Source organism: Microvirga sp. HBU67558 (assembly GCF_018069605.1).
Taxonomy (GTDB): domain Bacteria; phylum Pseudomonadota; class Alphaproteobacteria; order Rhizobiales; family Beijerinckiaceae; genus Microvirga; species Microvirga terrae.
Window position 1 is genome coordinate 23077 of the sequence record NZ_JAGPUP010000546.1, and the last position, 11877, is coordinate 34953.

Here is an 11877-nt window from a genome sequence, read left to right on the forward strand (position 1 = left end):
CTGGTCCTTTCTCCCATCGCTTGATACCGGGATCCACAAGAACCCACCGGGATTCACAGGAACATAGTCCTCGAAACCGGTGATTGGACTCCGTTAACATAGAATCGTGCAACTATGCGTGCCATTCGATGAGTAGAGTTTATGGCGCGCATTCTTCACGATATCGGTTTCGTCCATCTGCATGTCCATTCCTCATACTCCCTGCTCGAGGGGGCGCTGAAGGTCGCGCAACTCGCTAAACTCGCCGCCGCCGACAAGCAGCCGGCGCTCGCGCTCACCGACACCAACAATCTCTTCGGGGCCCTCGAGTTCTCCGAGAAGCTCGCAGGCTCCGGGATCCAGCCGATCGCAGGCGTACAGCTCTCCGTCTGCTTCGAGGAGCCGGATCCCGTCGCCCGCGTGGTGCCGCAGCCATCCAACATTGTGCTGCTTGCGCAGACGGAGGAGGGATATCGCAACCTCATGCGTCTCGTGAGCCACGCCTATTTCGGCGTGCCGCTGGGTGAGGACCCGCGGGTGATGGCGCCCGCGCTCTCGGCGCATAGCGAGGGATTGATCGCCCTGACGGGCGGATTCTCGGGCCCGCTCGATTGCGCGCTGCGCAACGGGGGCCGCCAAGACTTCGCGCAGGCGCGTCTCGACATGCTGAAAGGCGCATTCGGTCATCAGCTGTATGTCGAGATCCAGCGTCATGGGCTGGACGACGAGCGTGTAATCGAGAACGAGCTGCTGGCGTTGGCGGACCGGAATGGCCTGCCCATCGTCGCGGCGAACGAGCCCTTCTTCTCGTCCGCGAAGGACTACGAGGCGCACGATGCGCTGCTCGCCATTGCGGAAGGGCAGATCGTCTCGAACCCCAATCGGCGCCGCCTCTCCCCAGAGCATCACTTCAAGACCCGCCAGCAGATGATGGAGCTGTTCGCGGATCTGCCGGATGCGCTCCAGGCGAGCGTCGAGATCGCCATGCGATGCGCCACGCGGGTGCGGACACGCAAGCCCATCCTGCCGAATTTCGGCACCGGCCCAGACGCCGCCGCCCTCGACGAAGGCGAGGAACTCAAGCGACAGGCCGAGGAGGGACTCGAGAAGCGCCTCGCGGCGCATGGACCTGCGCCGGGTCTGACCGAGCAGGATTACCGGGACCGGCTTGCCTACGAGATCGGCATCATCCGGAACATGAAGTTCCCGGGGTACTTCCTGATCGTGTCCGACTTCATCAAATGGGCGAAGGATCATAACATTCCCGTCGGACCGGGCCGTGGTTCGGGTGCAGGCTCCCTCGTGGCCTACGCGCTCACCATCACCGATCTCGATCCCCTGCGGTTTGCGCTGCTGTTCGAGCGCTTCCTCAACCCGGAGCGCGTCTCGATGCCGGACTTCGACATCGATTTCTGCGTGGAAGGGCGCGAGCGCGTCATCGAATATGTGCAGCAGCGCTACGGTGAGGAGCAGGTCGCGCAGATCATCACGTTCGGTACGCTGCTCGCCCGCGGCGTGATGCGCGACGTCGGCCGCGTGCTTGAAATGCCCTATGGTCAGGTGGACAAGCTCACGAAGCTGGTGCCGCAGAACCCGGCCAATCCGGTCACTCTCGCGCAAGCGATCGAGGGCGAGCCGAAGCTTCAGGCCGCCATCGACGAGGAGCCCGTCGTCAAGCGCATGCTCGACATCGCGCAAAAACTCGAAGGCCTCCACCGTCACGCCTCGACCCATGCCGCCGGCGTGGTGATCGGCGACCGTCCGCTGCAGGAATTGGTTCCACTGTACCGAGACCCGAAGACCGGCATGCGGGTGACCCAGTTCAACATGAAATGGGTCGAGCAAGCAGGCCTCGTGAAGTTCGACTTCCTCGGGCTCAAGACCCTCACCGTGCTGCGCACCGCTGTCGATCTCATTCGACGAAAGGGAGTCGAAGTCGACCTCTCGGCCCTGCCGCTGGATGACCGCAAGACCTACGAGATGCTTCAGCGCGGCGAGACGGTCGGGGTGTTCCAGGTGGAATCGGCGGGCATGCGCAAGGCCCTCGTCGAGATGGAGACCGACCGCTTCGAGGACATCATCGCCCTCGTGGCGCTCTATCGCCCGGGCCCGATGGCGAACATCCCGGTCTACTGCGCGCGCAAACTCGGCAAGGACGAGCACAACAAAAGGGACTGGTATCCGCACGACAAGCTGGAGCCGATCCTGCGTGAGACCTTCGGCATCATCGTCTATCAGGAGCAGGTGATGGAGGTGGCGAAAGTCCTCTCCGGTTACTCGCTCGGCGACGCCGATCTTCTGCGCCGCGCCATGGGTAAGAAGATCAAGGCGGAAATGGACGCGCAGCGCGAGCGCTTCGTGTCCGGCGCGAAGGAGGGCGGGCTCGACAAGGCCAAGGCCAACGAGATCTTCGACCTGCTCGCCAAGTTCGCGGATTACGGCTTCAACAAGAGCCACGCCGCCGCCTATGCTCTCGTGGCGTTCCAGACGGCCTATCTCAAAGCCAATTATGCGGTCGAGTTCCTGGCCGCGTCCATGACGCTCGATCTCGACAATACCGACAAGCTGGCTGAATTCCGCCGCGAAGCCCAGCGCCTCGGATTCAAGGTCATTCCGCCGTCGATCAATCGTTCGGGCGTCGTCTTCGACGTGACTTATGACGAGCAGGGCAGGGGCCAGATTCTGTATGCTCTTGCTGCCGTCAAAGGCGTCGGACGCCAAGCCATCGAGAGCGTCGTCGAGGCGCGAGGGAACAAGCCGTTCAAGGACCTGGCCGACTTCGCCCGGCGCATCAACCCGCGCATGATCAACAAGCGCACGCTCGAGAACCTGATCGCAGCCGGCGCCTTCGACGAACTGGAGCCCGACCGGGCGAAGGCCTGCGCATCGATCGATGCCATGATGAGCCTCGCCCAGCAATCCCACGAGGCGGCCAACGGCGGCATGATGGACATGTTCGGCGGCGTTGCGTCGGCGGATGTGCAGTTGCGTATCGGACCCTACGAGCCGTGGCCCGCCGCCGAGAGGCTGCAGCGGGAATACGACGCCGTCGGGTTCTTTCTCTCAGGCCATCCTCTCGACGAGTACGGCGACCTCCTCAAGAAGCTGCGTGTGCAGACCTGGGTCGAGTTCTGCCGCTCGGTCAAGGCAGGCAACTCCGTGGGCCGGGTCGCGGCCACCGTTCTCGACAGGCAGGAGCGCCGCACCAAGACCGGCAACAAAATGGGCATCCTCGTGCTGTCGGATCAGACCGGGCAATTCGAAGCCATCATCTTTTCCGAAGGCCTGCAACGTCTCCGCGACGTGCTTGAACCGGGCTCCGCCGTGGTTCTGATGCTTCAGGCCGGCCTCGAAGGCGAAGAGGTGAGGGCGCGGATCGGCATGGCCGAGCCGTTGGATGAAGCCGTTGCCAAACACCAGAAGAGCATGCGCATCTTCCTGCGCGACGAACGTCCTATTCCGAGCGTCTTCGAGCGGCTCAAGGTTCGGGGCGAAGGGGAGGTTTCCCTCGTGCTCATCCTCGACGATGGAGATCGGGAGGTCGAGGTCAAGCTCCCCGGCAAGTACATGGCCAGCCCCCAGGTCGCTGGGGCGCTCAGGGCGGTCCCGGGCGTGGTGGACGTGCACATGAACTGATCCGGTCGCGGGGGCACCCCAGGAAGGGAATGAGCCGCCGGCTCATCGATCAACCCATGGACGAGAAGCTTTCCGCTGTTAGCATTACGGTCGAGCCCGACCCGGACGCATTCGCCGGCGAGATCGAGGAGCGCCTCCTGTCTTCTCTGAGGCAGAACCAACCGGCCAGCGATTACGCACCTTTTGGGATTCTGGCTCATGGCCGAGACGGCGCGATCGTCGGCGGACTGGTCGGCGGGACCTCCTATGGATGGCTCGTGATCAAGGTCCTCTGGGTGGCGGAAGATCTGCGCAGCCACGGCCTCGGCACCCGAATCATGACCCTCGCCGAGGAGACCGTCGCTCGGCAGGGCTGCCACGGAGCCTGGCTGGACACCTCCAGCCGAAGGGCGAAGAGCTTCTACGAGAAGCTCGGCTATGAACTCTTCGCAACCTTGGATAATCAGGACGGGGAGCGGCCCCGGGGCCATGCCCGCTTCTTCCTGCGCCGGCGTTTTCCAGCCGTCCCCGCCTGACGAGACCCGTTCCACCGGGCCATCATCCTTTGGCTTGCATTTCCGAGCCTTTACCCCTATATGCGCGCCTATCCCACACGCGGAATCCACCTCATAAGCCCATGAGGTATCCCGGTGGCCGGTTCGAACCGGTCCACTGTTCCGCGGAGGCTTAACCGGAGAATACACGATGGCGCTTCCCGATTTCTCGATGCGCAGCCTGCTTGAGGCTGGCGCACACTTTGGCCACCAGGCTCACCGTTGGAACCCGAAGATGGGTCAGTACATCTTCGGCACCCGTAACAACATCCACATCATCGACCTCGCTCAGACGGTCCCGATGCTGCACCGGGCCCTTCAGGCCGTCAGCGACACGGTTGCCAAGGGCGGCCGGGTGCTCTTCGTCGGCACCAAGCGCCAGGCTTCCGATGCGGTTGCCGATGCGGCCAAGCGGTCGGCCCAGTACTACGTCAACTCCCGCTGGCTCGGCGGCATGCTGACGAACTGGAAGACGATTTCCGGCTCGATCCAGCGCCTGCGCAAGGTCGACGAGATCCTCGCCGGCGGTGGCCAGGGTCTCACGAAGAAAGAGCGCCTTATGCTCGCTCGCGAGAAGGAGAAGCTCGAGCGTGCTCTCGGCGGCATCAAGGACATGGGCGGCACGCCCGACCTGATCTTCGTCATCGACACCAACAAGGAGCAGCTGGCGATCCAGGAGGCCAAGCGCCTCGGCATCCCGGTGGCTGCCATCGTCGACACGAACTGCGATCCGGACGGCATCACCTTCCCGGTTCCGGCCAATGACGACGCCGGTCGCGCGATCTCGCTCTACTGCGATCTGGTCGCTCGCGCGGCTCTCGACGGAATCTCCCGTGGCGCCGGCGCCATGGGCATCGATATCGGCGAGTCCGAGAACCCGATGGCCGAGGAGCTCCCGGCGAACGACACGTCTGTCGCCGCTTACGAGGGCGAGCAGTTCGAACGCCTCGCGGCTCCCCGCGGCGCACCCGACGATCTGACCAAGCTGAACGGCGTTGGTCCGCAGCTCGAGAAGAAGCTCAACGAGGCCGGCATCTTCCACTATTGGCAGCTGGCCGCCATGCAGTCGGGCGATGTCGCCCAGCTCGACAAGGACCTGAAGCTGAACGGCCGCCTGGAGCGTGACGGCTGGATCAACCAGGCCCGCTCGATGATCGAAGCCGCTGCTGCGTAAGCCTTACGGCGCCGCAACATGCAGCGCCGCTTGAACGATTGACCGAGCCCGGCGTTCCACGAGCGCCGGGCTCCCTCTATGCATGAACCTTTGAAAGGAATAGCCATGGCGAACATTACCGCTGCGATGGTGAAGGAGCTGCGCGACACGACCAGCGCCGGCATGATGGACTGCAAGGCCGCGCTTGCCGAAACGAACGGCGACATGGAGGCCGCGATCGATTGGCTCCGCAAGAAGGGTCTCTCGAAGGCTGCCAAGAAGGCCGGCCGCGTTGCGGCCGAGGGCCTCGTGGCTGTCGAATCCTCCGGTCACACTGCGACGATCCTCGAGGTCAATTCCGAGACCGACTTCGTCGCCCGCAACGACCAGTTCCAGGCCTTCGTTCGCGAAGCTGCCAAGATCGGGCTCATGGGCAACGGCACCATCGAGTCTCTCGAGGCCGCTCACTTCCCCGGCTCGCAGACGACGGTAAAGGATCGGCTGCAGGAGCTCATCGCCACCATCGGCGAGAACATGACCCTGCGCCGGATCGCCAAGCTCGAGGTCTCGACGGGCGTGATCGCATCCTATGTCCATAACGCGGTGACCGAAGGCCTCGGCAAGATTGGCGTTCTCGTGGCGCTCGAATCCGAAGGCGACGTGACTGTCCTCGGAACCCTCGGCCGTCAGATCGCCATGCACGTGGCCGCCACCAGCCCGGTGGCGCTGGATGCCTCCGGCGTTGACCAGACGACGATCGAGCGCGAGAGCGCCATCCTGCGCGACAAGAACGCCGGCAAGCCGGACCACGTCATGCAGAAGATCATCGAGAGCGGCCTGAAGAGCTACTTCAAGGAGGTCACCCTTCTGGAGCAGCCTTTTGTTCACGATCCCTCGAAGACCGTGACCCAGGTCCTCAAGGAGGCCGAGTCGAAGGCCGGCAAGCCGGTGACCCTCAAGGCGTTCGTCCGCTATGCCCTCGGCGAGGGCATCGAGAAGGAAGAGGCCCCTGACTTCGCGGCTGAAGTGGCCGCCCAGGCCGGCCTTAAGGCCTAAATCGAACCTGAGTAAAACGGCGGCTCTTCAGCCGCCGTTTTCATGAGAGGCTCGAAAAGAAAGGTCTGACGATGGCAACGTTCCGGCGCATCCTTGTGAAGCTTTCCGGTGAGGCCCTGATGGCACCCGATGGCTACTGGCTCGATTCTCAGATCCTGTCCTCCCTGGCAGAGGATCTGGCCCAGGCCACCCGCGCCGGCTTCGAGATCGCCGTCGTCATCGGCGGCGGCAATATCATCCGCGGCGCCCGCATGAGTGCCGCCGGCTGGATCGACCGGCCCACGGCCGACTCCATGGGCATGCTCGGCACCGTCATGAACTCCCTTGCCATCGAAACGGCCCTGAACGCGGCCGGCGTTCCGGCCAGGACCATGTCGGCAGTATCCATGCCGACGATCTGCGAAACCTACGCCCGTCAGCCGGCGCTGCACCACCTCGACAAGGGGCAGGTGGTGGTTCTGGCTGGCGGCACCGGCAACCCGTTCTTCACCACCGACACCGCTGCCGTCCTGCGTGCCGCCGAGCTTCGTTGCGACGCGGTTCTGAAGGCGACCCAGGTTGATGGCGTCTACTCGGCGGATCCGAAAAAGCACCCCGATGCGGTCCGATTCGACCGCCTGACCCACGACGAGGCCATCGCCAAGGACTTGAAGGTCATGGACACGGCGGCCTTCGCCCTGGCGCGCGAGAGCAGGCTTTCGATCATCGTGGGCTCTGTACACGCCCCGAGTTCGGTGACAGCGCTTCTTCAGGGGAAAGTGCCGTCCACCGTGGTCGCCCCTTGATGCAAGGGCCTTGATGCTGGACCCTGGGAAGCGTAAGCCCGTTTAAATAGTTCGCGTAAGGACAAAATCTGATGGCCACGACCTTTGATCTCGCCGATGTGAAGCGCCGCATGCAGGGCGCCATCAACGCTTTCAAGAACGACCTGGCTAGCCTGCGCACCGGGCGCGCCTCGCCGAACCTCCTCGATCCCATCCAGATCGACGCCTACGGCTCCCTGATGCCGATCACCCAGGTTGCCACCGTCAACGTGCCTGAGCCGCGCCTGCTGAGCGTTCAGGTCTGGGACCGCGGCATGGTGGCGGCCGTCGAGAAGGCGATCCGGGAATCGGATCTCGGGCTCAATCCGCAGACGGAAGGGCAGGTGATCCGCCTTCGCATTCCCGAGATGAACGAGCAGCGCCGCAAAGAGATGGTCAAGGTGGCCCACAAATACGCCGAGGAGGCCCGTGTCGCTGTTCGACACGTCCGGCGCGATGGCCTCGACCTGCTCAAGAAGCTTGAGAAGGACAGCGCGATCAGCGAGGATGACGGCAAGCGTCATGCTGACCAGGTTCAGAAGGCAACCGACCAGTTCGTGGCCGAGATCGACAGCCTTCTCGTGACCAAGGAAAAGGAAATCATGCACGTCTGACAGACAGGCGCGCATTGGGACGGAAATATGAGCGGCGAAGCCAAAAAGTCGGCCCCGAGCTTTGCCTGCAAGCAAGCAGGCGAGGGGATGCCGACCCATGTTGCCATCATCATGGATGGAAACGGCCGGTGGGCCGCTCAGAGAGGGCTGCCCCGGTTCGAAGGGCATCGCAAGGGGATCGACGCGATCCGCCGGGCGGTCAGAACCGCGACGGATCTCGGCATCCGCTACCTCACCGTCTACAGCTTCTCGGCGGAGAATTGGCGCAGACCTGCCGATGAGGTCTCGTATCTCATGGGGCTGCTCAAGCGCTTCGTACGCCACGACCTCGCCGAGTTGCATGCCAACAACATCCGCGTTCGCATCATCGGCGAGCGCGAAGGTCTGCCGTCCGATATCCGCATGCTCCTCGACGAAGCGGAGCAACTCACCCGCTCGAATTCGGGCCTGACCCTCGTCATTGCCTTCAATTACGGCGGCCGCCAGGAGATCGTGAGTGCCATACGGGCTCTCGCCGTCAAGGTGAAGGAGGGAGCACTCGACCCGGCCGACATCGATATGGATGCGGTCGGAGCGACCCTCGACACCCATGGCATTCCCGACCCGGATCTCGTCATTCGGACTTCGGGGGAGCAGCGGGTGTCGAATTTTCTCACCTGGCAGACCGCTTATTCCGAGTTCGTCTTCCTGCCCTGCTTCTGGCCGGACTTCGACGAGACGGCATTCCAGAGCGCGATCGACGAGTACTACAGGCGCGATCGCCGTTTCGGCGGTTTGAGCGCGCGGGCAGGCTGACGATGGTCGCAGACCAGGGCTCGTCCTTGCCGACCCGTCCAAAATCCACCTCGTCCAGGGAACTGACGACGCGGGTACTATCCGCCATCGTCATGATTGCAGCCGCCCTGCTGACGGCCTACTGGGGCGGTTGGCCCTTCGCCCTATTCTGGCTCGCAGCCGGTACTGCCGTGATGGTGGAATGGACCCGGATGACGGGCGCCGAGCCACGCCCCCTGGTGCAGAGTATCCTTGCGGTCGGGCTTGCCGTTCTGACCGTCCTTTTCCTGACGGAGGCACGCTTCGGCCTGTTCCTGTTGGCAGGGCTCGTCTTCCTTGTGACGGGCACCTTTGCAACCGGGGGAGGCGCCAACAGGATCTGGTCGGCGTCGGGCTTCCTTTATGCGTCCTTGATCGTTCTTGTCCCGCCGATCGTGCGCGACCATGTCGAACTCGGAATTCTAGGCCTGCTGTGGATGTTCGCCGTCGTATGGGCAACCGACATCGCGGCCTATTTCACCGGCCGAACCTTCGGGGGCCCGAAGCTCTGTCCGCCCATCAGTCCGAAGAAGACATGGTCCGGCTTTGTCGGAGGCGTCGTCGCTGCGGCCCTGTGCGGCGTATTGGTCGCCTGGACCGGCGAGGCCTATGGCCACAGCCTGCCACTAGGCCTTCCGGCGATCGCCATTTTGTCCGTGGTCGCATCGGTCGCAAGCCAGATCGGAGATCTCGGCGAGTCGGCTCTGAAGCGCCATTGCAACGTCAAGGACTCGAGCCATCTCATCCCAGGGCACGGCGGTGTCATGGATCGCCTTGATGGCTTTTGGGCCGTCTGCCTAATCGTCGGGGCGATCCTGCTGACGATTCATTTCACTCCATAGGCGCCAATGACCCGCTCCATCACGATTCTCGGTGCGACCGGCTCGATTGGCCGCTCGACGTCCGGCGTCATCCAGGCTCACCGGGAGGAGTTTCGTGTCGAAGCTGTTGTCGGGGGACGCAATGCCACCGCTTTGGCGAAGATCGCCCAGGACCTCGGAGCAAAATTCGCCGCCCTGGCCGACGAGGGGGCCGGAGAGGCGTTGAGTCTGGCTCTATCGGGAAGCGGAATCAGGGGAGGCGCTGGGCACGCCGCCGTTCTGGAGGCCGTGGATCGCGATGCCGACATCGTGCTGGCCGCCATCAGCGGAACAGCCGGCCTGGCCCCCACTCATGCCGCGCTGAAGCCTGGCCGGCGGATTGCCCTCGCCAACAAGGAAAGCCTCGTCTGCGCCGGCGGTGTCTTCATGGCCGACGCCCGCCGCCTCGGGGTCCAGGTCATGCCAGTGGATTCCGAGCATAACGCACTGGATCATGCCCTTGCAGCGGGCTCGGACCGGGATGTGGAAAAGGCCGTGATAACCGCCTCGGGAGGCCCCTTCCGCACTTGGACCAAAGAGCGGATTGCAAGAGCCGATGCACGGGAGGCTTCCGCTCATCCTGTCTGGTCAATGGGCTCGAAGATCAACATCGATTCCTCGACCTTGATGAACAAAGGGCTTGAACTGATCGAGGCTCATCACCTGTTCGACCTCGAGCCCGAGCGGTTGGACGTGCTGGTACACCCGGAAGCCATCGTGCACGGTCTCGTCCAGTGGAGCGACGGTGCCGTAACGGCAGGCCTCGCCTTGCCGGACATGAAGGTTCCGATCGCCAATGCGCTTCGGAATCAGAACCGCCTGAAGATGGACTTGCCTCGTCTCGATCTTGCCGCGATTGGTCGATTAAGCTTCGAGCAGCCTGACGAAGGGCGCTTTCCATGCCTATCTCTGGCGAAGGCTGCACTCAGGACCGGAGGGGCCATGCCCACGATCCTGAATGCAGCCAATGAGATCGCGGTCGAGGCCTTTATCGCGGATGCAATCGGATTTTACGATATTTCAGAGCTTGTTGAGAGAGTTTGCTCAACTTTCTTCGGAAGAAATATCGCGGCGCCGTCGACAGTGGCGGATGCATTGAGGATCGACCAGGAAGCGCGCCAGGCGGCACGGCAGCTTCTGCCGACCCTGACCGGAACGGCGCGGCTCTAAGGAGCCCGAAGGGGATAATGATGGACTTTTTTTCAACGATCGGCGGTGCGACAGGCTCTCTGTTCCTGACGCTGGTCTCCTTTCTCGTGGTTCTCACGGTGGTCGTGTTCATCCACGAGTTCGGCCATTTCTGGGTGGGGCGGCTCTGTGGCGTCGGAGTGACGGCCTTTTCGATCGGCTTCGGCCGTGAGTTGATCGGCTGGACCGATAAAAAGGGGACCCGCTGGAAGATCTCGGCGATTCCCCTCGGAGGCTACGTCAAGTTCGTTGGCGACCTCAACGCGGCCAGCGTTCCCGACCAGGATCAGCTCGACCGGATGCCCCTGGAGCAGCGGGCCATCAGTTTTCCCCACCAAAGTGTGGCCAAGCGCGCGGCGATCGTCGCGGCTGGTCCCATCGCGAATTTCATCCTGGCCATCGCCATCTTCGCGGGCTTCAACTACTTCAACGGCCGTCAGGTGCTGGAGCCGAGAATCGAGGCGGTCCAGCCGGGAAGCGCGGCCGAAAAGGCAGGCTTCCAGCCCAAGGACCTGATCCTGACGGTTGACGGTCGACAGATTCAGACCTTCGCCGACATGCAGCTCATCGTCAGCTCCAGTGCAGGGGAGCCCCTCGAATTCACGATCGATCGAAACGGGCAGACGGTCGCTTTGACGGCCACTCCGAACTTCGTCGAGAGAACCAGCCCGTTCGGAAAGCAGCGTATCGGGCTCCTGGGAGTCGAAGCTTCCAGGGATCCGTCGGCGATCAAGCGCCTCACTTATTCCCCTTGGGGCGCCGTCAAGGCCGCGGTGGTGGAGACCTGGAACCTCGTCGAGCGGACCCTGAACTTCATCCGCCGCCTGGTGATGGGCTGGGAATCGGCCGACCAGCTCTCCGGGCCCATTGGGATCGCTCGGGCGTCGGGCACGGCCTTCGATGTTGGCGGCGTCTATAGTCTCGTCAGCCTGATCGGCTTCATGTCTGTTTCGATCGGACTCATTAACCTTTTTCCCATTCCGCTGCTGGATGGCGGCCATCTTCTGTTCTATGCCATTGAGGCGGCGCGGGGCCGTCCCCTTAGCGAGAAAGCCCAGGAAATCGGGTTCAGGATAGGGTTTGCCCTGGTGGCGATGCTGATGCTGTTCGCCACTTGGAATGATCTTGTTCACCTTGGCAGCAGTTTTCTGGGCCAGGGATCGTGACAAGGACGCCACGCTCTTCAAAAATTGGTACTCTGTTGTGGATGTGCCGTTTGCAATAGCGGCGAAAGTTTGTACA

At 63.0% G+C, this 11877-nt stretch carries 10 protein-coding genes; all 10 read left to right on the forward strand.

The genetic code is table 11. The features are described 5' to 3' along the window. The first annotated feature begins 141 nt into the window (after positions 1–141). The 10 genes from dnaE to rseP all read left to right on the forward strand — a co-directional run bounded on the left by dnaE (position 142) and on the right by rseP (position 11801). On the forward strand, positions 142–3615 hold the full coding sequence (gene dnaE / locus KBI52_RS22365; protein WP_210811816.1) for a DNA polymerase III subunit alpha: 3474 nt from the start codon (positions 142–144) through the stop codon (positions 3613–3615). Between the two features lie 29 nt (positions 3616–3644). Beyond that, entirely contained in the window at positions 3645–4130 is a 486-nt protein-coding gene (locus KBI52_RS22370; protein WP_210811819.1) for an N-acetyltransferase, read from the forward strand. A gap of 169 nt (positions 4131–4299) precedes the next feature. Further along, positions 4300–5322, forward strand: a complete 1023-nt coding sequence (locus KBI52_RS22375) for a 30S ribosomal protein S2 (RefSeq protein ID WP_173950502.1) — start codon at positions 4300–4302, stop codon at positions 5320–5322. A gap of 105 nt (positions 5323–5427) precedes the next feature. Next, positions 5428–6357 (forward strand): translation elongation factor Ts, encoded by a 930-nt coding sequence (tsf, locus tag KBI52_RS22380; protein ID WP_210811821.1) that lies wholly within the window; start codon positions 5428–5430, stop codon positions 6355–6357. A gap of 71 nt (positions 6358–6428) precedes the next feature. Further along, entirely contained in the window at positions 6429–7142 is a 714-nt protein-coding gene (gene pyrH, locus KBI52_RS22385) for a UMP kinase (RefSeq protein ID WP_371823202.1), read from the forward strand. Between the two features lie 71 nt (positions 7143–7213). Beyond that, positions 7214–7774, forward strand: a complete 561-nt coding sequence (gene frr, locus KBI52_RS22390) for a ribosome recycling factor (RefSeq protein ID WP_173950504.1) — start codon at positions 7214–7216, stop codon at positions 7772–7774. 27 nt (positions 7775–7801) lie between these two features. Then, on the forward strand, positions 7802–8569 hold the full coding sequence (locus KBI52_RS22395) for an isoprenyl transferase (RefSeq protein ID WP_173950505.1): 768 nt from the start codon (positions 7802–7804) through the stop codon (positions 8567–8569). 2 nt (positions 8570–8571) lie between these two features. Further along, on the forward strand, positions 8572–9429 hold the full coding sequence (locus KBI52_RS22400) for a phosphatidate cytidylyltransferase (protein WP_173950506.1): 858 nt from the start codon (positions 8572–8574) through the stop codon (positions 9427–9429). A 6-nt stretch (positions 9430–9435) separates the two neighbouring features. Then, entirely contained in the window at positions 9436–10617 is a 1182-nt protein-coding gene (gene dxr, locus KBI52_RS22405; protein ID WP_173950507.1) for a 1-deoxy-D-xylulose-5-phosphate reductoisomerase, read from the forward strand. Positions 10618–10637: 20 nt separating this feature from the next. Beyond that, positions 10638–11801: an RIP metalloprotease RseP gene (rseP, locus tag KBI52_RS22410; protein WP_210811822.1), complete on the forward strand. Its 1164-nt coding sequence runs from the start codon at positions 10638–10640 to the stop codon at positions 11799–11801. Positions 11802–11877: the final 76 nt, after the last annotated feature.